Genomic DNA, 25,909 nt, shown 5'->3' on the forward strand with positions numbered 1-25,909 from the left:
CAAGCGGCAGATCGGGGATTCTCAATAATCCCGTCTTGCGAAGATCCATCCCGCGAGGCCGAGGATCACGAGTTCAAACGCTGCCGACGTTCCAAAGACATACCACGCGGAATGACGATCTTCCATGCGGCGTACGGCCGAGGCTGTTTGGGGATCGGGGATCTGTCCGCTGAGCAGCATGTCAAAGCTCACCCCGGAGAGAAGTGAATCGCGTTCGGGGAAGCGGATCAGACGCTTGAGATACAGCGTGCAGTCGCGGGTCTTCGGCAGGGGTGCCGTCACCGCCTTGGCCGTGCGATGCGCGGCCATCATCCCGTCATCCTTTTCCAGCTCTCTGCCTTGGCTGGTCTCTCCGGTCTGGAAGTCCACCTTCACGCCAGCCTCGGGGAAGAGGTAGGCAGCTTTGTAAAGGGCGCTCTCTGTCCACTGAGCCAACAGGCTGACACCCCACACCACTCCTGCTGCCAAGAGTGCTGCGAGCGTGGACTTCGTCCAGACACCCACCCACACCGCCACCGCATAGACGAGGCTGAAAACGAACGTCACCACGGGCACGGCCCAGAAGAGCGTGAAATTCCACTCACCGACGCGCAGGCCAATGGAAAGGAAGACCACCAGCGTGAACAGGCCCACCTGGAGGGCGACGAAAAGGAGGCCGCCCAGATACTTCAGCAGGAACAAGCGGAAGCGTCCCGGTGGCTTGGAGATCGAGTGCCCGATCGAGCCTTCCGCGAGGAATTCCGGGAAGATGTTAGCCGTCGAGATCAGCGCCAGCCCGATCGCAAACCACGCGAGCCAGAAGCGCGCAATGATGTCCGTGAAGAGCATCGTATAAAATGCTGCAGCCTCCGGCTTGCCTGCCTGGAGTATTTCATTGTCGAACTGCTTCCATCCGAACATGACCGACATGCCCTTTTCATTGAAGCCGATGGAAGCGTAGATCAGGGCGACCATCATGGAGATGGCGAGCGCCACCCAGAAAAGGCGGCGCGCCCGGAGGAGCTGGAAGGAATCCCAGAGAATCGCGAGGGCCGATCTCATGCCGCCTCCTTTCTGCCCTGCACGACCTGAAGGAAGATGTCCTCCAGTGAGAACTTCGCCTCACGGATCTCGCGGATCGGCACCCCGGCACCGCGGAGGAGGTCGATGACCGGCTGCACAGGCGTGGCATCGTCGGCATCGAGAATGATGAGATCCCCTTTCACCTCCAGCCCTTCGCGCTCCAGCCCCGCACGGATCGTCGGCGGGACGGGGCCCATCGTCCGAACCTCGTAGCGGCGTCCGCGGCGGGTGAGCTCCGCCACCGTGCCGGTCTCGATCACGCGCCCGTTCGCGAGAATGGCGACATGGTCGGCCACCTGCTCCACCTCGGCGAGAAGGTGGCTGTTCACGAATACCGTCCGGCCTTCGTCGCGCATGCCCTCAATCATCTTGCGGATCTCGATGCGTCCGCCGGGGTCCACACCGTCCGTGGGTTCGTCGAGGAAAACGATGTCCGGCTCATTCACCAGCGCCTGTGCCAGCCCCACGCGCTGGCGCATGCCTTTCGAATAGGTGCCCAGCTTCTTGTCCCCCCACTCCGCCATACCCACGCGCTCCAGCAGCCTCGCGGTGCGCTCGCGAGTCGTGCCGCGGGGCACACCTGCCAGCCCGGCCGAGTAGCCAATGACCTCGCGCCCGGTGAGGTATTCCGGAAAGCGTGCATGCTCCGGCAGGTAGCCGACGCGCGACAGGGTTTTGCGATGCCCTATGGGCTGCCCCAACATGCTGCCTCGGCACTCGCTGGGGCGGACGATGGTCAGCAGGGACTTCACCAGCGTGCTCTTCCCCGCGCCATTCGGCCCCAACAGGCCGAAGACACTGCCACGCGGGACTTGCAAGGCGACGCCTGCGAGGGCTTCGAAGCCACCGTAGCGCTTGCGCAGGTATTCTATATCGACCGCCGGTCCATCCATGATGCGCAGAGTTGAAGCCAGCAGGCGCATCCTTGCCAAGTGGGAAACCTCCGCCTCTGCAAAAGCTTGCCAGCATCAGGGACGGACGACCTCCGATGTCCGAAGAAAGAATTCTCAGCCACTTCAATGACATATCTCCATTTCGGGATTTTCAGTTGAGATTCGGGAGAGCAGTTTCCTGCCGCGCATGAATGTGATCGGCCTCTTTCTCCAGGTGGGCATCCTGTGGTTTCTCATCACTCTCTTCACGGGTTCCACGAGTTCTTCGCGGAGCCTGACTGAAACATGGATCGTGGTGATCGGGATGCTGATCGTCAGCTTTCTCGTGAGGCTCCTGCTTGGCGGCATCCTCGGACCTTTCACTTTCGTGATCGAGATCGCGGCCCTGTATCTCCTCGTCGACAAGGTCTGCGGGACAAGACGGAATGTCACCATCAGGATCTGCGCGTGGTATCTAGGCATCTCGTTTCTCTTCAGTCTCTTCTTCGCCATGATCTCGCGCTGGTGAAAAAGGCTGGCCGCACTGCCGGACATCGGGTGATCTCCCCGCAAGCGTTCATCCGTCATGCGCCTCCTCGTCTTTCTCCCCGCCCTCCTACTCCTCCCTTCCTGCTCCCTCTTCCGGAGCGGCCCGCCGCCAAAGGCCTCCTACGTGATGTATGAGTGGGACGACGACAAGGGCCCGGGCGACGTCTCCGTGGAAATCGATCTCTCCTCTCAGATCGCCACCTACAAGCGCGCCGGCCGCACCATCGGCTGGTCCTTCGTCTCCACCGGCAAGGAAGGAAAGTCCACCTCGCCCGGGAACTACAAGGTCAGCGAGATGATGGAGCTGAAGCACTCCAATCTCTACGGATGGATCACCGATCCCGAGGGCAACGTGAGCAACGGCGACGCGCAGCCGACCACTCCCGTCCCGGAAGGCCACACCTATCATCCCGCGCCGATGAACCACTGGATGCGGCTCACTTGGTCCGGCATCGGCATGCATGCCGGCGAGATCCGCCAGCCCGGCGTGGCGGCGTCCCATGGCTGCATCCGCCTGCCCAGGGACTTCGTGCCGAAGCTCTATAAGGTCGCGAAGGTCGGGACGCCCGTGAAGATCATCAAGTCCGGAGCGCCGAAGGCCGAACTCCCCAGAGCGACGGCTGACGCGGGGACTTGAATTCATCCGGCAAGCCCGCTAGATGGGGATCATGATGAAGCGACGTTTCTTCCTCTGGGCCTCGCTCGCCACCGTCACCCTCGGAGCGACCGCGGCGGAAAAGCCTGCGACGATCGCGGTGCAGCCGCTGGGTGGCGTGAAGGCGGAGCGATTGGCAGTGGTGAAGCAGGGATTGGAGAAGGCCTTCGGCGTCACCGTTGTCCTCTTGGAAAATCGCCCTCTTCCCAAGTCGGCATTGTATGCACCGCGCGGTCGCTACCGGGCGGACACGCTGCTGGAACATCTCCGCGACATCACGAAGGCGGAGCACCCGGTGGTGATCGGCATCACGGAGAAGGACATCTCCACGACGAAGGACGAGCATTACGACTGGGGCATCTTCGGCCTCGGGGAGATCGACGGTCGGGCGTGCATCGTCTCCACCTTCCGCCTCGGGGCCCGCGGAGCGGATGAGGCGAAGCTCCGCGAACGCCTGCGGAAAGTGGCCATCCACGAAGTCGGCCACGTCACCGGCCTGCAGCACTGCGACGACCTCGGCTGCGTGATGCAGGACGCCGAGGCGAGCATCGCAACCGTGGACCGCGAGACCGGTGCCTTCTGCGAAAAGTGCAAGGCAGCGAGCCTTAAGTGGCTGCAGGAAAAGTCGAAGTAAGCGGGGAACTCAATCCTCCAGCGACTTCAGCTCGATGTTCCGGAACCACACGCCTTGCCCTTCGGCCTGGAGCGCGATGTGGCCGTAGGAGAGCATGATCGGGGCTCCCGCCTTCACCAGCGGTTCCACCGGGGCGATCCGGCAGGCGGGATCCAGTTGAGGCTTCTGGTAGCGCAGGACTTCCTGGCCATTCACCCGGTGGATGACCTCGTCGTTGCCGCGGACTTCGACCTCGATCTTCACCCACTCGTCGGCGGGAAATGTGGGCGCCGTGGACTCGACGATGTGCTGCGTGACCTTCTCTCCCTTTAGCTCCAGATGCGTGCCCGGCGTGCAGACATTGCCGGTGGAGCGCTTGCCCTTCCCTTCATCGGCGAGGAATTGGAACTCCATGCTGACGGGGAAATGCTGATCCTGCCCCATGCTCTGCGGCGTCTGGGAGTGGATCATCACGCCGCTGTTGAGGTTCACGTAGCTCGGGGCATCGGCCATCATCTTGCCCTCGAAGCGATACTCCATGCGCAGGATGTAGCGGGAATACGCGAGGTTTGAGTAGAGGTGGCCGTACTGGTTGTCGAACTTGCCGTACCTGTCGTAGCTCACCTTCAGGATGCCGTCCTCGATGCGGAAGGTATCGTGAGGGTTCGCACCGAGCGGGTGCCCGGACACCTTCGGCGTCCAGCCACTCAGGTCCTTGCCATTGAAGAGCGACACCCATGGATGATCCGCGGCGTGGAGCGACGGGAGCAGGGCGAGGATTGCGAGGACCTGAGCTTTCATCGTGCGGACATGGTGCCTGCTCATTCCGGGCTGGCAATAGCAGGGGCGCGAAAACGCCATACCCAATCGGGGAGGGTCAGACGAATTGACCGTCGATCATGCGGCGGATCCCGAGCGGATTCTCCTCCTGCAACTCGGCAGGAAGACAGGCATCCGGAAATCCCTGCCAGGCCACCGCGCGCGCGAAGCGATGGATCGCCATGGTGCCGACTGAAGTACTACGACCATCGGAGGTCGCGGGGAATGGCCCGCCATGGACCATGCTGTGGCAGACTTCCACCCCGGTGGGGAAGCCATTGAAGATCAGGCGACCCGCCCGCGACTCCAGCGCCGAAACCAAGGACGCATGTGCGGCGAGTTCCTCCGTCGTCGCATGAATGGTCGCCGTGAGCTGGCCTTCCAGCTCGGGAATAGCGGCTTCGATCTCCTCCAGCGAGCCCCTCACGATCAAGGTGGCCGGACCGAACATCTCTCCGCGCAGCAGGTCCGCCTCGAGGAAACGGCGCAGCGACACGCTGAAAATGGCCGCGGCCCCCTGCCCCTCCGCGCCACTCGAGCGCGCGATGGTCTGGACGCCCTCGGTTGAGGCCACCGCTTCCACGGTCTCCGCATAGGCCCGGCTGATGCCTGGATTCAGCATCGTGCCCGGCGTCGATGCGCCGACGAGTTCGCGGAGCCTTTCGATGAAGCCGAAGCCCTTTCCTTCGGGAAGGAAGACGAGGCCAGGATTCGTGCAAAACTGGCCCACACCCAGGGTGAGCGAGCCGAAGAAAGCATCGGCCAATGCGGCCTCTCCTTTGTCCAAGGCTCCCGGCAGGATGACCACCGGATTGACGGAACTCATCTCGGCATAGACCGGGATCGGCTGTTCGCGATTGGCCGCCGCGGCCATCAGGGCCGTGCCCCCGCTGCGAGATCCCGTGAAGCCCACCGCCTGGATCACCGGGTGCTGCACCACGCTGATGCCCACCGTGCGACCGCCGCCATAGAGCAGCGAAAAAACGCCCTCCGGCATATTCGTTGCGAGGGCGGCGCGCGTGATGGCACCGCCGATCAACTCCGCCGTGCCCGGGTGGGACTCATGCGCAATGACGACCACCGGGCAACCGGCAGCGAGCGCCGCGGCGGTGTCACCACCGGCCACCGAGAAGGCCAGCGGGAAATTGCTCGCGCAGAAAACGGCGACCGGTCCGAGTGCGCGCTGCATGGAGCGCAGGTCAGGCTTTGGCACCGGCTGGCGATCCGGCTGGGCGTGCTCGATGCGGGCATCGACCCACGAGCCTTCCTCGATCAACGCGGCGAACATCCTGAGCTGTCCCGTGGTCCGCCCGGTCTCGCCACGCAGGCGGGCTTCCGGCAAGCCGGTTTCCTGTGGCCCGCGCAGCGCGATGTCCTCGGCGATCTTCTCGATCTCCCCGGCAATCGCACGCAGGAATGCCGCGCGCTGCTGACCCGGAAGGACCGAGTAAACGGGGAATGCCTGCCTCGCCAACTCAACGGCATCGTTCACTTCATCGGGAGTCGCGCCGATGTAGGCGGGCTCCAGTTTTCCACCACTCGCGGGATGGATCGCATGGCCGCAGACGTCGCTGCCGATGCCGCGGGAGTAGCCGATGAAGGAAGTGCCGAGAAGCTGGGTGGTCATGATGAAAGCAAGTGAAGTGAAGACGACGGACCGGAAACGGGAAGCCTAACCGCTAGTCGCGGATTTCCTTTCCTCAAGTCCCGCGTCTCCGGTCAGACGACCGGCGCGGTGGCGATGGCCTTTTCGATGATTGCGGTCGCCTCGGCCAGCTCCTTGCCTTCCAGCTCCAGACGCGGCGCACGCACGCGGTTGTTTCCGAATTTCCCGCCGCTCGCGAGATTCTGCTGCAGCTTGATGAGCTGCACGAATTTCACCACGGTATCCATCCGCAGCATCTCCAGCATCCACGTGTAGATCGGCATCGCTTCCTCGATGCGGCCCGTGGTGCCGAGTTCCCAGAGCTTTACATTGTGCTTCGGGAAGGCGCCGCCCACACCGGTGATCCAGAAGCTTGCTCCCATCGCGGCACTTTCCAGCGCGCAGTCATCGACGCCCACGCCGAGCGCAAGCCGGTCGCCGCAGACCTCGCGGATGCCGGCGATGCGGCGGGCATCCGTGGAGGATTCCTTCACGGACTCCACGTTCGGCAGCTCGTCGGCGAGTTCCTTGATGTGCTTCGGCGTGAAGTCGGTCTTGTACGCGACCGGATTGTTGTAGATGATGCACGGCAGGTCCGTGGCCGAGATCACGGCCTTCATGTGGGCCTTCATCTCGCGCCAGTCGGACGCATAGAGATACGGTGGCAGGACCATGAGCCCGCGGCATCCGTTGTCCTTCGCCGCCTTCGCGATATCGACGGCCTCCTTCGTGGAAAGCGAGGCGACACCCGGGATGATCGGCGTGTCAGGCAGCGCCTCCACGTACATCTTTTGAAGCGCGATCTTCTCCTCGAAGGAAAGCGTGGCACCTTCACCGAGCGAACCGTGGGCGACGATGGCGGTGCAGCCGTTCTCGACGAGCCACTTGCCATGCTCCGCCATGAGAGAGTGATCGATGGTGTAGTCGGCGTTGAACTGCGTGAGGGTGGCGGGCATGACGCCCTTCCAGGTGATGCTCATGTCGATGCGGTGCTGTGTTTTTTATTAGAGAGAAGAGGGGATGCCGTTGCGGAATGGATCGGCGGGATCGAAGTGGTAAACGGACTCGCCGGTGATCCATGCACGGCCGGTCACGCGGGGCAGGACTTTCCCATCGGACAGTTCCTCCACGGTGCCGGTGAAGACGGTGTCGAGGATGCCGGCCTGCCGCCAGATCACGCCAGGCTGCAGCTTGCCCGCGGCGTGAAGGCAGGCCAGCTTCGCGCTGGTACCGGTGCCGCAGGGCGAGCGGTCATAGGCCTTGCCCGGGCAGAGGACGAAGTTCCGGCTGTCCGACGTGACCGGATCCGTCGGCGGGCCGAAGCTCTCGATGTGGTCGATGACCATGCCATGATCGCCCGTGATGCCGCCGAGTTCCAGCGCCCGGCGGACGGACCAGGTGAAATTCGTGAGGGCATCGAGATTCGCGAACTCGACCGCAGGCCCTTGGCCATCGATGAGGAAAAACCAGTTCCCACCCCAGGCGATGTCGCCGCGCACCACGCCCCAACCGGGCACCTCCACCGGCACATCGGCCGCCTTCCGGTAGCTCGGGACATTCGCCACGGTCACCGAGAGATCTTCATGCACACTCGCGACGACCACACCGACCGGGGTATCGATGCGATGATCCCCCACCCCGATCCTTCCCATGTGCACCAGCGTCGCGGCGAGGCCCACCGTGCCGTGGATGCACATGTTCAGAGTGGAGACATTGTTGAAAAAGATCACCCCGCAGCAGCAGTCCGGCTCGGCGGGTTCGCACAAAAGCGCACCGACCATCGCATCATGACCGCGCGGTTCATTGCACACGGCGGAGCGCAGCCAGTCGTGCTCCGCGGAGAAACGCGTTGCCTTCTCCCGCATCGTCCCGCCGCCCAGATCCGGCACCCCTTCGACCACCACTCGGGTGGGCTCGCCTTCGGTGTGTGAATCGATGACTCGGACGCGGGGAACGCTCATGGGTTGCCCCACGATACATGACCGGGTCTTGTCGGATGACGGACCGGCGCGTCCCGAAATGGCACAGTCGCCACCCCCGTCAAGGGATCAGCGTGAAGCTGGACTTGTAATCGGAGAAGAGTGAATCCACCTGGCGCTCGGTAGGTGCCGCGAATACCCCCATGTGGAGCACCCCGCCCTGCCGGAACACGGCGATTTTCATGTGATTCCCGTCCGAGGTCCCGGAGCGAACGGTGGCAGGCAAGCCCCCGATCGTGTCGGCCTTCTCCGTGGAGCCTGCGGAATCCGCCCGGTCCATGTTCAGCTTGAAAAGCTCGTTCACCATGTTGCTCGCGATCGTCGCATCCTGACCGGAACCTCCGGCCTGGATAGCGATGTGGGACATCATCGAGGACTTCCCGCTGAATTCCACGGTGCTACCCAGCTTCGCCAAAACATCCTGCTTGCTGACCTTGGCAGTCATGCCGCTCGGAAGCCGGAATTCGAATCCCATCCGCACGTCACGATGCAGGCCGCCGCGCTTCTCCAAGGGCCGCAGCTTCTTCCCCGGAAACGAGAATCCGTCCACCGCTTCGATGACGAGATCCTCCTTGGACTCCATCTTGGAAACCGGGCCGAAGCAGTTCAGTTGGTATGCCTTGTCCCCCACCACGACGGACCCGGCATGATACTCGATATGTGCATCCGGCCCTTCTAACAAAAGGCAGGTCCGCAGCAGCTTGTGGCCGTCCACGGTCAGGGGTTCCAGACGCTTTTCGCTGACGGAGAAACCACCTGCAACCATGAGGTCAACCACGGCCCCATGGAATTCTTCCGAGGTGATGCCGCCGGCATCCTCGACCAGCAATTGGACGGAGATGCCACTTTCTACCTCTATAGCATACAAGGAGCTGGCCTCGTTCCGAAGTCGCGCATTATCCCCCGCATCGATCTGCCAGAAGCCAGCCGGGCGCTTCCATGTGATACCGTCCGCGAAGCTGCGGAAAACCCCGTTTCTCACCGAGTGATGCTCGCCCACGCTGCCGTAGGCGACTTCCTCAGCCAGGAGGCTGGTGCGCAGTTCGCCGTGCGATTTCTCGTCCAAGAAAGAAAACGATCCCAGGCCCTCCGAGAGAGCAGCAGCCAAATCCTTCCCCTCTTGCTCAATGTGCCATGCCTTCACCCTGTAGCCGCGATCGCCGCGCACGGCGTGTCCCATGTAAAGCCGGATTGCCGGCGGCCCGGAAACGATCACTCCCGAGAACTCGATCGGTTCCCCGCCAAAGTCCCATGTGACCTTTCCAACGGACTCCGTGTTGTCTGAGAAGCCCTCGTCCAGAGATCCCAGGAATTTCTCCCGCTCGCTTTCGTCTACAGGTTGATGGGATACAGTGATGAAAAGCCCCTTGTCCGGCCGCTGGATCCCGGTCTCGGCGTCATCTCCGGTGGTTGACAAGGACAGGCCCCACATGAGCCCCCAGCCCTCCGCCGGTTTTGCCACCAGGCCGGAGACCGCGCTCTCAAAGCTGCCCCCGCGGATGCGGCTGCCGATGCCGATGGAATCCGGGGCGGGTGCCGGAGGCGGGACCTTCACCGCGCCTTCCTCGATGCCCACCGATGCAATGAACTCTTCCAGATCCTGAGCCGCCGCGGCTTCCTTCGGTCTCCAAGCGAGCACCTGATAGCCCATCCCCTGATGGAGGAAGGTCATCACCTCGTAGTTGAATAGCACCTCGTTGAAGGACGCCTCGATGCTCCGGCGCATCGCCTTGCCGCCATTGAAATCCACCTCCCGTATCTCGCCGGCATGGTAGCCGACGGACATGGCCTCCATGTTTGCACAGATCATCTCCGTGTAGGCCTTCAGGTCGGAGCCCTCATAGGTCTCCACGATCACTGCCCCGTGGGATCCGCCCACCTTTGACACCATTGCCGCGGCATCCGGCAGCATGCTCTCGCGCTGTTTGTCCTCGAGGAGGCGCCATTGCGGCCCCAGCCCCTTGATGGAGAAGCGGTAGTATTCATGCACGTGGGATACCCCGGTCTCGCTGCTGACCATGTTCGTCGCCGAGAGCGGGGTGCCGGTGCTCTTCTTCCGGGCCTGGCATCCAGTCATGGCCAGCAGGGCCGGCATCATCACCAGCAGCGTGAAACGCTTCATCTTCATGGATAAGGAACCTAGCGCAGGCATGGCAAACCTGTCGATACCTTCGCGCGCATTCGGGGCCTGTGCCGCCAAAGGAGGTCATGTGCCGAACCTCAAGGACACGGCAAAGATTCCGTCTCGCCCGCCCGGATGGTGCGTGCCATGCTCCGGACCACGATCATGACCCCGGCATCCCGACTTCGTAAGACCTTCTTCGACTCCCTCGACGGGATGCCTCCGGTGGATGATCTCTTCGATGCGGTGCCGGACATCGTGTTCTTCGTGAAGGACGCCTTCGGCCGCTACATGGCGGTGAATCAAACCCTCGCCACGCGCTGCGGCCTGCCGGACAAGCAGTCCGCCATCGGCCTGACCGCCGAGGAGCTTTTCCCGCCCCCGCTCGGCGAGGGCTTCGCCCTGCAGGACCGCGAGATCCTGAAGACCGGCCACGGCATCCGCGATCACCTGGAACTGCACCTCTACCCCGGCGGCCGCCGCGGCTGGTGCCTCACCTTCAAGGAAGCCGTGAAGGCAAAGGACGGCCGCATCGTCGGCGTCTGCGGCATTTCCCGGGACATGCATGGACCGCAGGACCGGCAGGAGGACTTCGCCGCGATGTCGAAGGCGATCGACCATATCCACAAGCACTTCGACGAGCCGCTGCGCCTGCCCCAGCTCGCGGAAATGGCGGGGCTCTCGATCTACCAGTTCGACCAGCGCATCCGCTCGCTCTTCCACGTCACCGCCGGGCAGTATCTCGTGAAGGTCCGCATCGATGCCGCGTGCGAGCGGCTGTCCACGACCCAGGAGGTCATCGCCCAGATCGCACTCTCGTGCGGCTACTCGGACCAGTCGGCATTCTCCCGGCAATTCAAGCAGGCCGTGGGCATCAGCCCGCTGGCCTACCGGAAGAAGATGCAGGGGCAGTAGGAATCACTCTCCCACCACGCTCACCACGATCTCCCGCCGGTGCGGGGCGCGTCGGTGCTCGAAAAGGAAGATCCCCTGCCACGTCCCCAGCGTCATCCGCCCGCCAATGATAGGGATGACCTCGCTGGTGCGGGTCAGCGCCATGCGGATGTGGCTGGGCATGTCGTCCGGGCCTTCGTCGGTGTGGATGAACCACGGCGTGCTCTCCGGCACCAGGCGCTCGAAGAACTCCTCAAGATCCCGCCGCGCACTCGGGTCGGCATTCTCCATGATGACCAGGCTGGCGGACGTGTGGCGGACGAAGACGGTGACCGTGCCGGTCCGGATGCCGCTGCGCTGCACGATGTCCGCGACCTCGGACGTGATCTGATAGGTCCCCTTGCCACGGGTGCGGATCTCGAAGGCGTCGGCGTGCGCGGGCATGGCCGGGATATGCGGCGAATGACCGCCTTCGCGCAACGATTCTGATCGAAATCCCCGCCCCGCCGGGTAGGAGACGGGATGATGAAATCCAGCCTCGCCCTCCTCGCCGCCAGCGCGATCGCCCACGCCGCCCCCCTGCCCATCGCCATCGGCACGAATACCGGCGGCAACAGCAAGAGCGAGGGCATCTACCTGTCGAGCTTCGACCCCGGGACCGGGGAATTCGGCGAGGTGAAGCTGGGCGCGAAGTATCAGAACCCCGGCTTCCTTGCGCTGCACCCCACGAAGCCGCTGCTCTACAGCGTCGGCCGGTCCGGGGAACACCCGCGGGGCAGCCTCTCCGTCTTCAAGCTGGGAGCGGGACCGAGCCTGGAATTCGCCGCCGACACCTCCGCGCTCGGCTGGAATCCCTGCCACCTCGCCGTCGATCCCACCGGCAGCATGCTCGCATCGGCAAACTACAGCGACGGCACCACCGCCGCGGTGAAGCTCGATGCGAACGGAATGCCCGTCGGCCCCGGCTTCTCGCAAAAGATCGAAGGCACCGGCGCTAACAAAAGCCGCCAGGAAGGCCCCCACGCGCACGGCGTCTATTTCCGCGGGAAGCACCTGCTCGTCCCGGACCTCGGGCTGGACAAGGTGCTGACGTACACCATGGACCCCGCGACGGCGAAGCCCGTGGCCCCGGAGCCCGCCGCATGGTCATCCGCTCCCGGCGCCGGGCCGCGCCACATGGACTTCTCGCCGGATGGCAAGCACGCCTACGTCGTCAACGAGCTCGACAACACCGTCGCTGCCTGCCGCTTCGATGATGAAAAGGGCACGCTCGAGACCATCGGCACCGTGCCGACCCTGCCCGCCGACTGGACTGGCGAAAGCACCACCGCCGAGATCCAGGTGCATCCCGGCGGCAAATACGTCTACGCCTCGAATCGCGGGCACGACAGCATCGCCGTCTTCGCACGCGACACTGCCACCGGCGGGCTGACCTCCATCCAGATCGCCCCCTGCGGCGGCAAGACGCCGCGTCACTTCACGCTCTCTCCCGATGGCAAGTGGCTGCTGTGCGCCCACCAGGAGTCGAACACCATCTCCGCCCTCCCGCTCGATCCCGCCACCGGCAAGCTCGGCGAACCCAAGTCCACCGTCCCCTGCCCGACCCCGATCTGCATCGTTTTCCTGCCCGTGGAAAAATGATGAGAAAATCATCAAAAACCTCTTGCCTCGGTCGGATTGAAATGCATCCTTCCGGCCCCGCCGCAAGGCAGGAAGCAACGCCTCGATAGCTCAGTTGGTAGAGCAGAAGACTCTTAATCTTTTGGTCCTTGGTTCGAGTCCAAGTCGGGGTACCACTTTCAAAGAAACAAGGCGGGAGGCCAAAACCTCCCGCCTCGTTTTTTGCGTTGATCGGATGCTTTGACGCGCAGTGGTTTTAGACTTGCCCGACCTTACTTTACTCCGGTCCCCGGCCTCTGCTAGAAGCCCCCGATGGCTCGCAAAGCGAAGAAGAGCGAAACTGGAGGGTGCCTTCTCCTCCTTCTGTTGGTCGGCGGCATTTACTACGCGGCGAAGAGTTGGGGCTGGCCGGTGGCCATTGGTGCGAGCTTGGTCGGGATTGTCCTTCTGGGCCTGATGTTCGGGGACAAAAACTGTGACGTCTGTGGCAGCCCTATTTCACACACGTCTCGGAAGTGGATCGTGAACGGTAAGAAACTCAAGGCATGCGCGTCGTGTAGCCGCCGCCTGCAGAACAAGGCGAGCAAAGAGGCAGTGGATCGCCTGACGAGCTAGTCGACGCGTCTCCAGATGCTGCACGGCTGGCCTCTAACGGATTTCCCTTCCGGATGCTCTTCCCGCCGGAAACTCCACACCGGCTCGCCCTTCTTGAAACGCTCGAAACGGTCCGGCGGCTGGAAGCGCTGCACGCCTCCCCTGCCCCACCACTCCAGGACAAATTCAGGCCGCTGCCAGTCGCCTACCCGGCAATTGGCAAGAGAAGAAACGAAGCGGGGAAGTTCCCCCGGCTCGGGTGGGCGCGGAACAAAGGAAACAAGCGGCATGCGTTCATGTGAACACTTTCACTCTTTCCGGTCAAGGTGCTTCCGCTCTAACAGCCTGCGCCACGCGAGAAAGGCAGTCCACAGGGCGATGAAGATGAGGGTAAGGAACCAGTTTGAAATTCGAACAAGGTGCTGTGCTCCATAACTCTGAAGTTCAAAGGGCATGGACTGCCACCATTCTCGCCTGACATTTACCTCACTGTGGTATCTGACGAAGGCGCGTGAAGGGTTTGCCCAGCAACCCACCGTAATTTGCCCGTCCCCGCTGCCGACCCAATACGAATTACCCCCGTTGACCGGAGCATACCACAGTATCTCCTGCGTATAAACGGAGCGAACCCACGCCCACGCGAGGAAACAGGCGACAAAAATCCCGAGCAAAAAAGAGGGGCGGCGGATGGGGAGGCGCTGGCTCATGCTGTTAGTTTTTTCTGTTCCCGCCTCCAGTGGAAGAAGAGCCAAGCACACCACGAAATAAGGAATAGTAGGACTATGAACCAGTTGGAGAAGTGGCCGGAGAAGCCCCAACCCGCGTCATTCCAATAGAATTCCGCCGCCGATGGCCAAACGAATTGCGCATCAGGAAATCTCATGTGGTAGAAGTCCCATCCCAGCGGGAATTCAGCGTCAAGCGCTCCAACATGGAACTCAATGGAGCCGTGGCTCTGGTCTAAAATCAGGGCATCCGTGCCGTTGAAATAGCTCATGCCCAAATCCTGAGATTCCCAGCGCCGCTCGACCCACAGCAAGAACCCAAGGACTAAAATTCCGAACCAAAATGATTTCCAGCGGTAGAGGGGGCGAGGGGTCATTAACTTCTCTTTTGTTCTTTCTCCCATTGCCAGAAGAGCAACGCCATCCAGCTCACTTGGAATCCCATGAAAGGCACCCATGTAGGAGCGCAATCCACCACGAATCTCACCCCTTAAAAGGTGGGCAAGATCCGTTCACTGTGTCAGTAGTAGTGGTCTCTCGGGTGCTCTCTTACCTTATACTCGTGCTCATCCATTGCGACGCTTTCCACCTCGGTCAGTTCGGAGAAGTCGGCGCTTGTTGTTAGCTTTATAATACCTGTCGCGCTCGCACGATCCCGAACTCGCCCCATATTTATGTGGAAATCGTCAAAATAGCACTTTTCGTATTCCACAGTAGCCCGAAATAAAAATTCAAGCTCGAACGCGATGCTGCATGAGGACTCCCCCAAGCCCACCACATGATATACCGTTTCGCTAATATCTTCAAATTCAGTCTCAACTACTTCACCGTTTTCGTAAGCAGCGACGAAGGAAGACTCCATGAATTCGTCGGTTATGGCATTAGTGATAATCGTGTCATCCTTACCCAAGGCTAGCTGAATCGCAGCTACTCGGTCGTCGACACCCTTCAGGGCCTCTGAATATGCAGCTAAGGAGGGGAAGTAGAAGAGCCCCGGAAACCGTTCGCAGCCAGTCCGAAAATCACCATCTTTCGAGATGATTGCCACGCCTTCACCGGTTTCATTATAGTATCCTCCGAGCGCCATTAAAGCGATTGCATCAGGAAACTCCTTTCTTTTCTTCTCAGAGAATGGAGCTAAGCCATGATCATACCAATCCATAACCGTATCTATTTTCACCGCTTCATACCCTAATTTTACAAGCTTGAAATTTTTGTAGAATTCATGAAGGCTACCTATCCCCTTGAAGTAAATTGAAACCGCGAGCGTCGGCCCACTTTTATTCACCAGAGGCCATCCAGCAAGCTTACGCACAGGTGGAAATCGCCGACCTAAGCCTTCCAAAGTAGCTGCTGCATTCTTAGCCTTGTCATTGATATGGCGACGAATTTCCCTCTCAGTCGGATCGGGCATCACGAGCGTTAGGTTCATTCCCTCGATTGACCTTTTGAAGGCCACTACGCTCGCGGCCTCAAAATTGTACGACATCTCGTCAAAGATACTTGTATCGAGGAATATCGTTTTCGGCACGCTCATGTTTAGCAAGGGAACAGAGAATGCCTCAGAAAATCAAGCCCTCACAAGCGAGCGCAAACCGTCAAGTTTTCGGCTCTTCCTTAGTACCGCGCCCCCTTTCCTGTCCCCCGCCGCGTTCGTGTTCCCCTCGATGGCCGTGAATACCCCGTTCTTGTCCAAATCGGTCTCGGCAATTCCCATTTGGGAAAGCGAGTAAATCATCACGTCGCCGCGCTTCACCTGCTTGGGTGCCTTGATGACGGGCAAGCCGCCGTCGTGGCCTCACCCGCCATTCGACTGAACTACGGCAAGATATCCCCGTAGATCCCTGGGTCGCTGCCGGGGATCTCGATGGCACCGCAGGCCTTGGCGTAGAATTCACGCGGGCCGACGCCGCCGATGAAGGCGTAGGCGTAGCCGATGTCGCGGAGGGCTTCGAGGGACTTGAAGAGGAGAGCCTTGCCGATGCCCGTGCCGCGGGCGGACTCGGCGACGCCGGTGGGACCGAAAAAGCCGCGCATGGTGGTGTCGTAGCAGGCGAAGCCGAGGATGGCCTTGTCCTTCGTGGCGATGAAGCAGGCGACCGGTTGGCGGCTCAGGGCGACCTCCACCTCGCTGACCCACTTCGGAGAGAAGTGGGTGCGGGCGAAGTCGGCGACGGTGTGTTTTTCAAAGGCCCGCGCGCGCCGGAGCGTGATCCCCTGCCCGGCCACCTTTGCGTAGAGGTCCGCGCTTTCGGGGAGGTCGTAGAGCCGCACGAGCATGTCGATCATGCCCTCCTCCTATCCCATCCGGTGCGACGGGCAAACGCAATTCCCCGGCACTTCCCCATCGACATCCCGTGGCGCTTCCGCCTTGCTAGAAGGAGGAAATGGCCTACCTGCGCTTTGAAAAGGTGACCCGCCGCTACGGGAGCTTCACCGCCATCAATGACATCACGCTCGATATCGAGAAGGGCGAGACCTTCTCGCTGCTCGGGCCCTCCGGTTGCGGGAAGACGACGCTGCTGCGGATGGCCGCGGGATTTGACCAGCCGGATCTGGGCCGCGTCTATCTGGATGGGAAGGACATCACCGCCCTGCCGCCCGACCAGCGTCCGGTGAATACCGTCTTCCAGAGCTACGCGCTTTTCCCGCACCTCACGGTGAGGGAAAACATCGCCTTCGGCCCGAAGATCGCGAAGTGGACGCCCGGCGAGATCGCCAAGGGCGTGGACCAGATGCTCGAGCTCGTGGACCTGAAGGCGCACGGCGACAAAAAGCCATCCCAGCTTTCCGGCGGGATGAAGCAGCGCGTGGCGATCGCCCGCGCGCTGGTGAACAAGCCGAAGGTGCTGCTGCTGGATGAACCGCTCGCCGCGCTGGACCTGAAGCTCCGCCAGCGCCTCATCGTCGAGCTGGATGCCATCCACGACGAGGTCGGCATCACCTTCATCTACGTGACGCACGACCAGGGCGAGGCGATGTCCATCTCCGACCGCATCGCCGTGATGAACAAGGGCGTGATCGAGCAGGTCGGCCCGCCCGCGGAGATCTACGAGGCTCCTCGTAGTTCCTTCGTGGCCGCCTTCATCGGCGACACGAATTTCCTCGATGGGAAGATCACGGAAGCCATCGACGCCCGCTTCTCGCGCTGCGAGGTGGCGGACTTCGGCAGCATCGTCATCGACAATGACAAGCACGTGACCGTGGGCGACCGCGTCCACCTGTCGATCCGGCCCGAAAAGCTCGTCGTCTCCCGTGAGAAGCCCGCGATGTCCCCCATGGACAATGCCGTGGAGGGCAAGGTGGAGGACGTGATCTACTACGGCTCCCACACCCGCTACTGGGTGCGCTGCGGTGAGTGGCGCATGTGCGCGGAGATGCAGCACCGCACCTTCCTGCTGGATGAGACGCCGCCGAAGTGGGGCGACACCGTGTGGCTGCTGTGGGATGCGAACGACGGCTTCCTGCTGGAGCAGTATCGCGAGGAAGACGAGGGCATGCTCACCCTGCCGGGATCCGACTGATGAAACGGCCCACTAGACCCGAGGTCCTCTCCACCGCGCCCAGCTTCGTCTGGCTGGTGATGTTCGTGCTGGTGCCGGTGGCGATCATCTTCGCCATCGCCTTCCGACCCGCGCTGCCTGCCGGGGGCATCGGCGAGGGCTGGAGCCTCGATGCCATCCGTGCCTTGGGCGACCCCAGCTACCCGGCCCTCTTTGCCCGCACCATCTTCACCGCGGCGGTGACCACCGTCCTCTGCATCGCGGCGTCGCTGCCGGTGGCCTACGCGATGGCCCGCCTCACGCCGGTCTGGCGCTCGCGCGTGCTGCTGCTGGTGATCGTGCCCTTCTGGACGAATTTCGTCATCCGCGTCTTCGCCTGGCAGCAGATCCTCCACGCACAGGGCTTCGTGGCGGATGCGCTGCGCTTCATCGGCCTGCTCGGGGAGAATGACCGGCTGCTGGGAAATCTCGGCGCGGTGGTGATCGTCAGCGTTTACACCTACCTGCCCTTCGCGATCCTGCCGCTGTTCGCCGCGGCGGAGAAGTTCGACTTCGGCTTGCTCGATGCCGCCCGCGACCTCGGGGCGAAGCCGCTGCGCGCATTCTTCTCCGTCTTCATCCCCGGCATCCGCCAAGGCGTGGTGACCGCATTCCTCGTGGTCTTCATCCCCATGCTGGGCTCCTACGTCGTGCCGGACATGGTCGGCGGGACGGACACGCAGATGATCGGCAACAAGATCGCGCAGCGGAACTTCACCGACCGGAACCTGCCGGAAGCCGCGGCCCTCTCCGGCGCGCTCGCTCTTCTCGTGCTCGCGCCCATGTTCCTCAGGAGAAAGGAGAAGACCGCATGAAGCCGAGTCGCATTCCCTTCGTCACGCTGATCCTCGTGCTGGTGTTCTTCTACCTGCCGATCGGCTTCCTGGTGCTGAATTCCTTCAACAACTCGCGCTATGCCTCGACCTGGACCGGCTTTTCCACACGCTGGTATGAGCGGCTCTTCGAGCGCACGGACATCCTCGCTGCGCTGGGGAACTCGGTAAAGGTCGCCACGGGAGCGAGCCTTGCCTCAATGATCCTCGGGACCGCCGCCGCCTTCGCGCTCCAGCGCTACAAGTCCCGCCTGCAGGACGCGCACAAGCTGCTGGTGGCCGTGCCGCTCGTCCTGCCGGACATCCTCATGGGCATGAGCCTGCTGCTGCTTTTCATTTCCTTCGGGATGAAGCTCAGCCTGCTTACCATCTCGATCGCGCACGTCACCTTTTGCCTCAGCTATGTCGCGCTGGTGGTGCAGGCGCGCTTGCAGGACTTCGACTTCAATGTGGTGGAGGCCGCGCGCGATCTCGGGGCGACGAAGGTTCAGGCCTTCATGAAGGTCACCCTGCCCCTGCTTGCGCCCGGCATCCTCGCCGGCGGCCTGCTGGCGTTCACTCTCTCCATCGACGACTACGTCATCACCTACTTCGTGAAGGGACCGGGATCGGACACCCTGCCCACGCTGGTCTATTCGATGATCAAGAAGAGCAAGGACCTCCCGGTGATCAATGCCCTCTCGTCGCTGATGCTCATCGTCACCTTCGTGGTCGTCGCGCTTTCGCAGAGGCTTACGCGCCCTGCGGTGGCGGACTCCACCAAGTGAGAATTTCCAGCCAATTTCCGATTCCCCTTTCCGCCCGCCATCCCCTATCTTCCATCCGTCATGAACCGCCGCCACTTCATCGCCGCCTCCGCGCTCGCCGCCGCGTCACTTCCTTCCTGCAAGCCGAAGGGCTCCACCGGCGACGGGGACAAGAAGCTCACCATTTTCACCTGGGCCGACTATCTCAGTGAAGAGGCGAAGGAGAGCTTCGAGAAGGCACACGGCTGCACCGTGGTCATCGACACCTTTGACTCGAATGAAGCGATGCTCGCGAAGATAGAGTCCGGCGCGAGCGGCTACGACCTGCTCGTCCCCTCCTCCTACGCCGTGCAGGCGCTGAAGCGGAAGGACCTGCTCGTCCCGCTGGATCACGCGAAGATTCCCAACATCAAGCACGTGGATGCCGCCTACCTCGGCAAGGCACTCGACGCAAAGATGGAGATGTCCGTCCCCTACCTGATGGCCCCGACCTGCCTGTGCTACCTCGCGTCGAAGGTGCCGAATCCCACCGACTCGTGGGCGATGCTGGACCGCACCGATCTCAAGGGGCGCGTGACCCTGCTGGACGACATGCGCGAGGTGCTCGGCGCCGCGCTGAAGTTCCTGGGCCACTCTCTCAACTCCACGGACCCTGCCCAGCTCGCCGCCGCGCGTGATGTCGCGATCCGTTGGAAGCAGAACATCGCCAAGTGGGAGAGCGAGCAGTACAAGAGCGGGATCGCTTCCGGGGAATTCTACCTCGTCCAGGGCTATGGCAGCGACCTGCTCCAGGCTCACCAGGAAAACGCCGACATGCACGTGGTCGTGCCCGCGGAAGGCACCGCCTTCTCCTGCGACGACATGTGCATCCCGAAGGGTGCGAAGGAGATCGATCTCGCCCACGCTTTCATCAACCACCTGCACGATCCCGCGGTCGCAGCGTCGAACATGGAGGAGATCGGCGCACGCAGCCCGAACAGCGCCGCCTACGAAAACCTCAGCGAGGATTTCCGCGGCAGCGAGATCCTCTTCCCCGCCGATGCCCTTTTCGCGAAGTGCGAGCCCATCGGCGATCTCGGAGACAGCCTCTCGCTGTGGACGTCCGAGTGGGACAAGGTGAAGACCGCGTGACGGACAAGATGCCACCGATTGCCGGTTGGAAGACCGGCTTTCGGTGATTTATTGCCGCCATGAAGCGCGTCTTCGATCACATCGACTTCACCGTCGTCGGCCACCTACAGTCGCTCCTGGAGTCGGAAGGCATCCGCACCGAGATCCGCAACGAGGGAGCCTCACGCGCCGCCGGTGAGCTGCCGATCTCCGAGGTCTATCCCGAGCTGTGGGTGCTCGACAATGCGGACGAAGCGAAGGCGAAAGAGATCATCCGCGAATTCCGCCAGGCAGCCGAGACCGCGCCCACCGGCCCGGACTGGACCTGCCCGGTCTGCAAGGAGCATGTCGAAGGCGTCTTCTCCGAATGCTGGAACTGCGGCGCGGCCTCGCCGGTCGTAGGCTGAGCGATGAAATAAAAAAGAAGGAGGGCGTCTCCACCCTCCTTCTCGCATGAGCACGTCAACTGTCGCGACGATCACTTACTCGCCGCGGACACGCATGAAGGCCTTGTCACCGGTGGCCGGCACGGTCCACTCGACCGGCTCACCGGAGGGGGCAAAAGGGACCGTTCCGAGCTGGCTCGTGGTTTCGAGTTGGAGGCGCAGCTTGAAGACGCCGCCCTCCGGCTCGATCAGAAACTGGCCCATGTTCACGTCGATCAGTTGCGCCGGCGTGAAATAGCCGAAAAGGCCGGCGTTCTGGAGGATCGCATCGGCCACCGGCTTGTTGCTGACCGCGGGCTTGGTGCCGATCTGCTTTTCGATCGCATCGGGGATCCCGTCGCCGTCGCTGTCGGTCGAGAAGGGATTCGAGCGCAGGGTGACGAACTCCTCGCGGTTGTTGATGCCGTCGCCGTCGCTGTCGAGCTCCGGGTCGAAGTAGTCCGGGATACCGTTGTCGTTCACATCGGCAGGATCATACCATTCGAAGTCAAATTCGAATGCCTGGTCCGCTTCCGAGCGGAAGTCATTGTAGATCGGCGAGTAGCTCTTCACCTCCACGGTGCCATCCGGATTCACCACCAGCAGGCGAAGGTAACCATTGCCACCGAGCGGCGCGAGGAATTGGTAGTTCGCCAGCATCTGGTGAACGTTCTGGCCGGCATCGTTCGCGTCCGTGCGGAAGCCGGTGCCATCGCCGAGCACGTGACCGTTCACGGTCAGCACGAAGTTGTGCTTCTTCACCAGCTTCTGCCACAGCTCCTCGCCGTCGTTCACGCCGCCGGGCGTGCTGTAGGCATGGGGATTGTAGGCCTGCGGATTCGCCGTGTCGGTGTGGTTGTAGCGCAGGTCGTTGTTGTTCATGTAGGCGTGGGTCACCAGGATCGCCTTCTTATCGGGATGCTGGGACATGATCGAGTCCGCCCACTCGATGGTGCTGTTGCGCGGGCCCCACTCCAGGCACATCACGATCCAGTCGTAGCCGCCCGCTTGGAAGAAGTGGTAACTGTTGTCCATCTCTCCCTCGATCATCGCGCCGCCGAAGTTCGGGCGCGCCGAGTAGTCGTCGAAGAGGAAGTAGTCATTGAGGAAGGTGTCGCGCGTGGAGGCATTGCCACTCGGACCGTGGTCGTGGTTTCCAGGTACGAAGGCATACGGGATGTGACCGTCGAGGATGGCCATCGCCTCGCGTGCTGCCTTCCACTCCGGCTGCGAGTTCACATTGACGATGTCCCCGAGGTGCAGGGTCATGCGGATGTTGTAGCGGTCGGCATTGTCGCGAAGCCAGGCGGTCTGCGCGGAGAAAACGCCGGGGCGATTCTGCGAATAGATCTGCGTGTCCGGCAGCAGCGCGATGGTCCATGCGCCCTCGGCAATCTCCGAGTCACCCGGCTGGGGCGTCACCTTGATCGGCGGGGCCTCACGGTCGCGCACCTTGCGGGTATGCGTGTAGAGGTTTTCGAAGAAGGCTTCGTTGAACTGGCTGTAGGCGGGGTCCGCCTGCAGCGCGCCCGAGGATGCATTGATGATCTTGTCCGGTGCCATCGCGGCCAGCAGGAGCTGACCCTGGCCATAGGCACCCTCCATCAGCCCCGGGAAGCGAGCGCGCGCGTCACCGGCGAGGATGACCTCGAAGCCTGCAAAGGACGAGAATGCTTCCCAAATCACGTCATCCAGGTGCGGCGTGATGTGAGGCTGGGTGTAGAAGACCTTCCCGGCCGCATTCGTCGGGAAGCCCTGGATCATCGGGTGAGTCGGCGAGAGAATGAATGCTTCGGTGAAATCGTTGTCCACGCGGATGGCATTCTGCGTGTCGGGCAAAAATTTCGGCTCGGCCTCGGTCTGGTCGGCCTGTGAGAGCTGCACGAGATAGCCGCAGCGGTCCACGTAGTCGTCGAGCACATCACCATAGGTGTCGATGTAGGTCGCATAGCGCGGGTCCTGGCTGATGAAGGAGCCGAAGACGATGAGGTCCACATCGTCCGCCGGATTATCCGAAAACTCGAAGGGCGGCCGGTCCAGCGGCAGCGGCATCACGTGGAAGCCAGCACGACGCAGCGACTCGGCAGCACCGACGTGACCGCTGAAGCCGTCCGCCGTCTCCCACACGTAGGCGGTCAGACCATCGGGGTTCGCGGGATTCGGCTCGGCGGCAGGATTCGGGGTCTGCCCGGCATTTGCCCAATTGATCTGCTGCGGATCGGCGGCGACAGGCTCGGAGGCATCGCGCCCGACGATTTCAAGAATACCGATGCCGCCGAACTCATTCGAAGTCTGCGCGGCTGCCAATGTGATCTCGATCTGGCCATCCTGATTCGGGACCATGCCGGAAACCGAAGCCACCTTGTCCCGATTCGCGATTGCTTCGAGAGAGGTCGTTGCCGACGTGGCACCGACAACCGTGTAGTCGGTCTTGAAAACCTGCGTCGCGGGTCGATTGCTGGAGACGAAGAACTTGAAGTCGTAAACGCGCTCGGCACTCAAGCCACTGACGAGGATCTTGGCGGTCGTGTTCGTCGTCTTGTTGACGTAGGAGAAGTCACCGGTCGCGGTCGGCACGTAGATCGTCTCGCCGCCCAGGGAGTTCGACGAGGTGGCGGCAAAGGCATCCGTCACGGCGACGGTGATGCCGGTAGGGTTGCCTCGATCGTTGACGATGGAATTGTTCGCCTGAATCCCCACGCCCGCGATGTTGTTCCAATGCTGGGCGAAAATGTCGGGGCTGGAGGTGGTCTCGTTCGCCAGGCCGAAGTCGACGAGAATCCGCTCGGCGGCGGACAGGGTGGCCACGGGGAGGACCGCGGCGCTGAGAAGCAGGTAATGTGGTTTCATGGGCATTTGAGGGAAGATCAGGTTTTGCAGACGATCTCCCGTGACCGGTGCATCGCGTCACGACGCACCGACCGCCCATCCATCCCGAATCCGATTCCCATTCGCCACGTGGAGGAAGTGACGATTCCGTGAATCGCATTTCGCCCGATCTATCAGCCTCTTCATTCTGCAAGCGGTGGGGCCGCTGACATGCAAGATGCACACGGCACGAGCGGAGAGAAAACGGCGATCATCACCTGAGACAATTCACGCAGTCCTTGTCCCGCAAGGAATCGGTCACGAACCAGGCAAGGCCATCACCCGGTCAGAAGCTCGTGGCACATGAAGTGGTGAAGAGGATCCGACTGGCGTCGCGCCCTTCATCGGGGACGCAACCTCGTGAGCGCGCAACGCCGGTCGCCCAAACCGATCCAACCACCATGAACACCTCGATTCCGATGATCTGCCGCGTGGCTATTGCCATGGCCGCCCCTGCCCTGCTCACGCAATGCGCTTACGAGCCCGTCACCCGCGCAAACGAAGAGCAGGCGAGCCGCTCCGAAATCTCCGGCGATGCCCGCGCCGCCCTGAATGATCTCTACGCCCGTGACCCGAGCGCCCGCAAGCTGGGCAAGTCGGCCGCGGGAATCCTTGTCTTTCCCCACATCGCCAAGGGCGGCCTCGTCGTGGGTGCCGAGGCAGGCAATGGCGTGCTCTTCGGCAGCGATGGCGGCGTGAAGGGCTACTACCAGACTGCCGGCGCATCCTACGGTCTGCAGGCAGGCGTTCAGAAGTATGGCTATGTGCTGTTCCTCATGAGTTCCTCCGAGGTCAACCAACTCAATCGCGCGGCCGGATGGGAATTCGGAACCAGCCCTGGTTTCGTGGTCGTGGATCGCGGTGCCGGAGCGACCCTCACGTCGCGCACGGTGGACAGCGGCGTCTATGCCTATGTCTTCGACCAGAAGGGCCTGATGGCAGGCGTCAGCTTCAAGGGCACCAAGATCACCCGTATCCAGCCCCGTCGCTGAATGAGCACTCCCCCGGAGACAAAGAAGTGATGAGGTTTCTGTCCCATCCGTCTTCTCAAAGCAAACGCCGCGTGCGCCACTATTGCATCGCGGCGTTTGTGCTTTGAAGCTACCAGCGATGGCAGACTTCGAAGCGGTTCCCGCATGGATCTCCGAAGAAGACCGCGTAGTAGCCCGTCTCATACATCATGGGGCCTTCGACAAGCCGGGTTCCTGATCGTTTTGCGACATCGGCAAGACGATCCACCTCGGCATTGCTCGCAGCTTGGAAGGCGATGCGGTTCTCATTCGCGACGTGGTGAGTTGACTCGGTGACCCCGAAGAAAGCCCCACACGTTTCGTTCTCGCTTTGGTATTGCAGCCATCCTTCCACCTCCACCTTTCGTGGGAAGCCGAGCGCAGGCAACAAGGCTTCGTAGAAGGTGGCGGCATCGCGTAGTGACGGCACCCGCAGATCGATGTGATCGTAAAGGCGAAGCATGGTGATCGGATCATTCATGTCCGATTTTCACCCTCCATCTGAATGCATCAGTCCGCAAACGACGATGTCTGCGATGACGCTGAAATCACGGGTTCGGCTGCCACGCCGTGTATTGCCAGTGCCGGTAGAGAAGCAGTCTCGCGGCGAGACGCGCGATCAAGCGGTCAGCTTCCTCTTCCGACGAGCATGTCCCGAAAATCTGCGCGCGATTGTCGGGACCGATGGCGGAGACCACGAAGAGTGATGTGGATGCGATCATGGCTCGAGAGGTGCGCTTACCAAGGCAGAGAAGCATGGACCCATCGGAATGCCTCATGCTGCCACGGTCTTCATAGTAGTTGAATTACGCGATCACGTCAGAAAAAGGCATTCCGCCGCTTGCACCTAGTCGCCTGCCTTGTTAGGCGAACCCCGTCATGAGCACATCCAAAGTCAACGCGTCGAAAGGCCGCCGTTACAGCCAGAAGGAAAAGGCGGAGATCCTTGCCTTCGTGAACAAGGTGAATGAGGAAAAAGGACGTGGCGGCCAGATGGCTGCCACGAAGAAGTACAAGCTTTCCCCGCTGACCATCGCGTCGTGGATCCGGAGCGGAGTCTCCGAGGAAGGCGAGACCCCGATCGTCGCCGCGCACAACGCAGGCCCGATCGGCAAGAAGCTCGCCGAGCTGCAATCGCTGCACGTCCAGATCGCCAAGGCCGAGAAAGAACTGGCACGCATGAAGACCCAGTTCACCGCGCTGAAATCGAAACTCTAACAGGAAGG

The 25,909-nt window shown here is 62.0% G+C and carries 27 protein-coding genes and 1 tRNA gene; 13 read left to right on the top strand and 15 right to left on the bottom strand.

Annotation, left to right across the window (positions count from 1 at the left end; translation table 11 throughout):
* Positions 1-21: 21 nt before the first annotated feature.
* Together OKA04_RS02875 and OKA04_RS02880 are read right to left on the bottom strand one after the other, a co-directional pair.
* The gene (locus OKA04_RS02875; RefSeq protein ID WP_264499614.1) at positions 22-1,041 is read right to left on the bottom strand and encodes an ABC transporter permease; all 1,020 of its coding nucleotides are present in this window, start codon (positions 1,039-1,041) and stop codon (positions 22-24) included.
* A complete protein-coding gene (locus OKA04_RS02880; RefSeq protein ID WP_264499615.1) occupies positions 1,038-1,955 on the bottom strand; it encodes an ABC transporter ATP-binding protein in 918 nt (305 codons plus the stop codon). Before OKA04_RS02880 ends, OKA04_RS02875 begins: the two co-directional genes overlap by 4 nt.
* Before the next feature lie 187 nt (positions 1,956-2,142).
* Here OKA04_RS02880 and OKA04_RS02885 point away from each other — a divergent pair, with 187 nt between their 5' ends.
* From OKA04_RS02885 to OKA04_RS02895, 3 genes are read left to right on the top strand one after another with little or no spacing between them, the layout of a single operon-like run.
* Positions 2,143-2,463 carry a hypothetical protein gene (locus tag OKA04_RS02885; protein WP_264499616.1) on the top strand — a complete coding sequence of 107 codons (321 nt, stop codon included), beginning with the start codon at positions 2,143-2,145 and terminating at the stop codon, positions 2,461-2,463.
* Positions 2,464-2,520: 57 nt separating this feature from the next.
* Positions 2,521-3,120 carry a L,D-transpeptidase gene (locus tag OKA04_RS02890; protein WP_264499617.1) on the top strand — a complete coding sequence of 200 codons (600 nt, stop codon included), beginning with the start codon at positions 2,521-2,523 and terminating at the stop codon, positions 3,118-3,120.
* 31 nt (positions 3,121-3,151) lie between these two features.
* A complete protein-coding gene (locus tag OKA04_RS02895) occupies positions 3,152-3,772 on the top strand; it encodes a matrixin family metalloprotease (RefSeq protein WP_264499618.1) in 621 nt (206 codons plus the stop codon).
* A 9-nt stretch (positions 3,773-3,781) separates the two neighbouring features.
* On the opposite strand, the gene OKA04_RS02900 is transcribed toward OKA04_RS02895, so the two are convergent.
* The 5 genes from OKA04_RS02900 to OKA04_RS02920 all read right to left on the bottom strand — a co-directional run bounded on the left by OKA04_RS02900 (position 3,782) and on the right by OKA04_RS02920 (position 10,322).
* The gene (locus OKA04_RS02900; RefSeq protein ID WP_264499619.1) at positions 3,782-4,552 is read right to left on the bottom strand and encodes a 3-keto-disaccharide hydrolase; all 771 of its coding nucleotides are present in this window, start codon (positions 4,550-4,552) and stop codon (positions 3,782-3,784) included.
* A 76-nt stretch (positions 4,553-4,628) separates the two neighbouring features.
* The gene (locus OKA04_RS02905; protein ID WP_264499620.1) at positions 4,629-6,197 is read right to left on the bottom strand and encodes an aldehyde dehydrogenase (NADP(+)); all 1,569 of its coding nucleotides are present in this window, start codon (positions 6,195-6,197) and stop codon (positions 4,629-4,631) included.
* Between the two features lie 92 nt (positions 6,198-6,289).
* Positions 6,290-7,195, bottom strand: a complete 906-nt coding sequence (locus OKA04_RS02910) for a dihydrodipicolinate synthase family protein (RefSeq protein WP_264499621.1) — start codon at positions 7,193-7,195, stop codon at positions 6,290-6,292.
* Positions 7,196-7,219: 24 nt separating this feature from the next.
* Entirely contained in the window at positions 7,220-8,176 is a 957-nt protein-coding gene (locus OKA04_RS02915) for a proline racemase family protein (protein WP_264499622.1), read from the bottom strand.
* A 79-nt stretch (positions 8,177-8,255) separates the two neighbouring features.
* Positions 8,256-10,322 (bottom strand): hypothetical protein, encoded by a 2,067-nt coding sequence (locus tag OKA04_RS02920; protein ID WP_264499623.1) that lies wholly within the window; start codon positions 10,320-10,322, stop codon positions 8,256-8,258.
* A gap of 159 nt (positions 10,323-10,481) precedes the next feature.
* Between OKA04_RS02920 and OKA04_RS02925 the strand changes: the two genes are divergently transcribed.
* Positions 10,482-11,231, top strand: a complete 750-nt coding sequence (locus OKA04_RS02925) for an AraC family transcriptional regulator (RefSeq protein ID WP_264499624.1) — start codon at positions 10,482-10,484, stop codon at positions 11,229-11,231.
* A gap of 3 nt (positions 11,232-11,234) precedes the next feature.
* On the opposite strand, the gene OKA04_RS02930 is transcribed toward OKA04_RS02925, so the two are convergent.
* Positions 11,235-11,654 carry a secondary thiamine-phosphate synthase enzyme YjbQ gene (locus OKA04_RS02930; protein WP_264499625.1) on the bottom strand — a complete coding sequence of 140 codons (420 nt, stop codon included), beginning with the start codon at positions 11,652-11,654 and terminating at the stop codon, positions 11,235-11,237.
* Between the two features lie 81 nt (positions 11,655-11,735).
* On the opposite strand from OKA04_RS02930, the gene OKA04_RS02935 reads away from it, so the two are divergent.
* Together OKA04_RS02935 and OKA04_RS02940 are read left to right on the top strand one after the other, a co-directional pair.
* Positions 11,736-12,851 (top strand): lactonase family protein, encoded by a 1,116-nt coding sequence (locus tag OKA04_RS02935; RefSeq protein ID WP_264499626.1) that lies wholly within the window; start codon positions 11,736-11,738, stop codon positions 12,849-12,851.
* Between the two features lie 79 nt (positions 12,852-12,930).
* Positions 12,931-13,006, top strand: a tRNA-Lys gene (locus OKA04_RS02940).
* Positions 13,007-14,127: 1,121 nt separating this feature from the next.
* On the opposite strand, the gene OKA04_RS02945 is transcribed toward OKA04_RS02940, so the two are convergent.
* The 4 genes from OKA04_RS02945 to OKA04_RS02960 all read right to left on the bottom strand — a co-directional run bounded on the left by OKA04_RS02945 (position 14,128) and on the right by OKA04_RS02960 (position 16,438).
* The gene (locus OKA04_RS02945) at positions 14,128-14,607 is read right to left on the bottom strand and encodes a hypothetical protein (protein ID WP_264499627.1); all 480 of its coding nucleotides are present in this window, start codon (positions 14,605-14,607) and stop codon (positions 14,128-14,130) included.
* Positions 14,608-14,669: 62 nt separating this feature from the next.
* Positions 14,670-15,686 carry a PIN domain-containing protein gene (locus OKA04_RS02950; RefSeq protein WP_264499628.1) on the bottom strand — a complete coding sequence of 339 codons (1,017 nt, stop codon included), beginning with the start codon at positions 15,684-15,686 and terminating at the stop codon, positions 14,670-14,672.
* Positions 15,687-15,719: 33 nt separating this feature from the next.
* Positions 15,720-15,932: a hypothetical protein gene (locus tag OKA04_RS02955; RefSeq protein WP_264499629.1), complete on the bottom strand. Its 213-nt coding sequence runs from the start codon at positions 15,930-15,932 to the stop codon at positions 15,720-15,722.
* Between the two features lie 35 nt (positions 15,933-15,967).
* Complete coding sequence (locus tag OKA04_RS02960; RefSeq protein WP_264499630.1) at positions 15,968-16,438, bottom strand: GNAT family N-acetyltransferase; 471 nt, start codon at positions 16,436-16,438, stop codon at positions 15,968-15,970.
* Positions 16,439-16,536: 98 nt separating this feature from the next.
* On the opposite strand from OKA04_RS02960, the gene OKA04_RS02965 reads away from it, so the two are divergent.
* From OKA04_RS02965 to OKA04_RS02985, 5 genes are read left to right on the top strand one after another with little or no spacing between them, the layout of a single operon-like run.
* Complete coding sequence (locus tag OKA04_RS02965; protein ID WP_264499631.1) at positions 16,537-17,673, top strand: ABC transporter ATP-binding protein; 1,137 nt, start codon at positions 16,537-16,539, stop codon at positions 17,671-17,673.
* Complete coding sequence (locus OKA04_RS02970; protein WP_264499632.1) at positions 17,673-18,506, top strand: ABC transporter permease; 834 nt, start codon at positions 17,673-17,675, stop codon at positions 18,504-18,506. Before OKA04_RS02965 ends, OKA04_RS02970 begins: the two co-directional genes overlap by 1 nt.
* Positions 18,503-19,291, top strand: a complete 789-nt coding sequence (locus OKA04_RS02975) for an ABC transporter permease (RefSeq protein ID WP_264499633.1) — start codon at positions 18,503-18,505, stop codon at positions 19,289-19,291. The genes OKA04_RS02970 and OKA04_RS02975 overlap by 4 nt, the downstream gene beginning before the upstream one ends.
* 60 nt (positions 19,292-19,351) lie before the next feature.
* Complete coding sequence (locus OKA04_RS02980) at positions 19,352-20,401, top strand: ABC transporter substrate-binding protein (protein WP_264499634.1); 1,050 nt, start codon at positions 19,352-19,354, stop codon at positions 20,399-20,401.
* Between the two features lie 59 nt (positions 20,402-20,460).
* Positions 20,461-20,787, top strand: a complete 327-nt coding sequence (locus OKA04_RS02985; RefSeq protein ID WP_264499635.1) for a putative signal transducing protein — start codon at positions 20,461-20,463, stop codon at positions 20,785-20,787.
* Between the two features lie 75 nt (positions 20,788-20,862).
* On the opposite strand, the gene OKA04_RS02990 is transcribed toward OKA04_RS02985, so the two are convergent.
* On the bottom strand, positions 20,863-23,655 hold the full coding sequence (locus OKA04_RS02990) for a metallophosphoesterase (RefSeq protein WP_264499636.1): 2,793 nt from the start codon (positions 23,653-23,655) through the stop codon (positions 20,863-20,865).
* 419 nt (positions 23,656-24,074) lie between these two features.
* Here OKA04_RS02990 and OKA04_RS02995 point away from each other — a divergent pair, with 419 nt between their 5' ends.
* The gene (locus OKA04_RS02995; protein ID WP_264499637.1) at positions 24,075-24,665 is read left to right on the top strand and encodes a lipid-binding SYLF domain-containing protein; all 591 of its coding nucleotides are present in this window, start codon (positions 24,075-24,077) and stop codon (positions 24,663-24,665) included.
* A 109-nt stretch (positions 24,666-24,774) separates the two neighbouring features.
* Here the strand turns inward: OKA04_RS02995 and OKA04_RS03000 are convergent, their stop codons facing one another.
* On the bottom strand, positions 24,775-25,164 hold the full coding sequence (locus tag OKA04_RS03000) for a VOC family protein (protein ID WP_264499638.1): 390 nt from the start codon (positions 25,162-25,164) through the stop codon (positions 24,775-24,777).
* Between the two features lie 67 nt (positions 25,165-25,231).
* On the bottom strand, positions 25,232-25,405 hold the full coding sequence (locus tag OKA04_RS03005; RefSeq protein WP_264499639.1) for a hypothetical protein: 174 nt from the start codon (positions 25,403-25,405) through the stop codon (positions 25,232-25,234).
* 157 nt (positions 25,406-25,562) lie between these two features.
* On the opposite strand from OKA04_RS03005, the gene OKA04_RS03010 reads away from it, so the two are divergent.
* On the top strand, positions 25,563-25,901 hold the full coding sequence (locus OKA04_RS03010; RefSeq protein WP_264499640.1) for a hypothetical protein: 339 nt from the start codon (positions 25,563-25,565) through the stop codon (positions 25,899-25,901).
* Positions 25,902-25,909 lie beyond the last annotated feature (8 nt).

It is taken from the genome of Luteolibacter flavescens (assembly GCF_025950085.1).
GTDB lineage: Bacteria > Verrucomicrobiota > Verrucomicrobiia > Verrucomicrobiales > Akkermansiaceae > Haloferula > Haloferula flavescens.

Excerpts from the sequence above, each read along its gene's own strand:
- OKA04_RS02875 (WP_264499614.1), bottom strand. The coding sequence starts at position 1,041 with ATGAGATCGGCCCTCGCGATTCTCTGGGATTCCTTCCAGCTCCTCCGG.
- OKA04_RS02880 (WP_264499615.1), bottom strand. The coding sequence starts at position 1,955 with ATGGATGGACCGGCGGTCGATATAGAATACCTGCGCAAGCGCTACGGT.
- OKA04_RS02885 (WP_264499616.1), top strand. The coding sequence starts at position 2,143 with ATGAATGTGATCGGCCTCTTTCTCCAGGTGGGCATCCTGTGGTTTCTC.
- OKA04_RS02890 (WP_264499617.1), top strand. The coding sequence starts at position 2,521 with ATGCGCCTCCTCGTCTTTCTCCCCGCCCTCCTACTCCTCCCTTCCTGC.
- OKA04_RS02895 (WP_264499618.1), top strand. The coding sequence starts at position 3,152 with ATGATGAAGCGACGTTTCTTCCTCTGGGCCTCGCTCGCCACCGTCACC.
- OKA04_RS02900 (WP_264499619.1), bottom strand. The coding sequence starts at position 4,552 with ATGAAAGCTCAGGTCCTCGCAATCCTCGCCCTGCTCCCGTCGCTCCAC.
- OKA04_RS02905 (WP_264499620.1), bottom strand. The coding sequence starts at position 6,197 with ATGACCACCCAGCTTCTCGGCACTTCCTTCATCGGCTACTCCCGCGGC.
- OKA04_RS02910 (WP_264499621.1), bottom strand. The coding sequence starts at position 7,195 with ATGAGCATCACCTGGAAGGGCGTCATGCCCGCCACCCTCACGCAGTTC.
- OKA04_RS02915 (WP_264499622.1), bottom strand. The coding sequence starts at position 8,176 with ATGAGCGTTCCCCGCGTCCGAGTCATCGATTCACACACCGAAGGCGAG.
- OKA04_RS02920 (WP_264499623.1), bottom strand. The coding sequence starts at position 10,322 with ATGAAGATGAAGCGTTTCACGCTGCTGGTGATGATGCCGGCCCTGCTG.
- OKA04_RS02925 (WP_264499624.1), top strand. The coding sequence starts at position 10,482 with ATGACCCCGGCATCCCGACTTCGTAAGACCTTCTTCGACTCCCTCGAC.
- OKA04_RS02930 (WP_264499625.1), bottom strand. The coding sequence starts at position 11,654 with ATGCCCGCGCACGCCGACGCCTTCGAGATCCGCACCCGTGGCAAGGGG.
- OKA04_RS02935 (WP_264499626.1), top strand. The coding sequence starts at position 11,736 with ATGAAATCCAGCCTCGCCCTCCTCGCCGCCAGCGCGATCGCCCACGCC.
- OKA04_RS02945 (WP_264499627.1), bottom strand. The coding sequence starts at position 14,607 with ATGGGTGCCTTTCATGGGATTCCAAGTGAGCTGGATGGCGTTGCTCTT.
- OKA04_RS02950 (WP_264499628.1), bottom strand. The coding sequence starts at position 15,686 with ATGAGCGTGCCGAAAACGATATTCCTCGATACAAGTATCTTTGACGAG.
- OKA04_RS02960 (WP_264499630.1), bottom strand. The coding sequence starts at position 16,438 with ATGATCGACATGCTCGTGCGGCTCTACGACCTCCCCGAAAGCGCGGAC.
- OKA04_RS02965 (WP_264499631.1), top strand. The coding sequence starts at position 16,537 with ATGGCCTACCTGCGCTTTGAAAAGGTGACCCGCCGCTACGGGAGCTTC.
- OKA04_RS02970 (WP_264499632.1), top strand. The coding sequence starts at position 17,673 with ATGAAACGGCCCACTAGACCCGAGGTCCTCTCCACCGCGCCCAGCTTC.
- OKA04_RS02975 (WP_264499633.1), top strand. The coding sequence starts at position 18,503 with ATGAAGCCGAGTCGCATTCCCTTCGTCACGCTGATCCTCGTGCTGGTG.
- OKA04_RS02980 (WP_264499634.1), top strand. The coding sequence starts at position 19,352 with ATGAACCGCCGCCACTTCATCGCCGCCTCCGCGCTCGCCGCCGCGTCA.
- OKA04_RS02985 (WP_264499635.1), top strand. The coding sequence starts at position 20,461 with ATGAAGCGCGTCTTCGATCACATCGACTTCACCGTCGTCGGCCACCTA.
- OKA04_RS02990 (WP_264499636.1), bottom strand. The coding sequence starts at position 23,655 with ATGAAACCACATTACCTGCTTCTCAGCGCCGCGGTCCTCCCCGTGGCC.
- OKA04_RS02995 (WP_264499637.1), top strand. The coding sequence starts at position 24,075 with ATGAACACCTCGATTCCGATGATCTGCCGCGTGGCTATTGCCATGGCC.
- OKA04_RS03000 (WP_264499638.1), bottom strand. The coding sequence starts at position 25,164 with ATGAATGATCCGATCACCATGCTTCGCCTTTACGATCACATCGATCTG.
- OKA04_RS03005 (WP_264499639.1), bottom strand. The coding sequence starts at position 25,405 with ATGATCGCATCCACATCACTCTTCGTGGTCTCCGCCATCGGTCCCGAC.
- OKA04_RS03010 (WP_264499640.1), top strand. The coding sequence starts at position 25,563 with ATGAGCACATCCAAAGTCAACGCGTCGAAAGGCCGCCGTTACAGCCAG.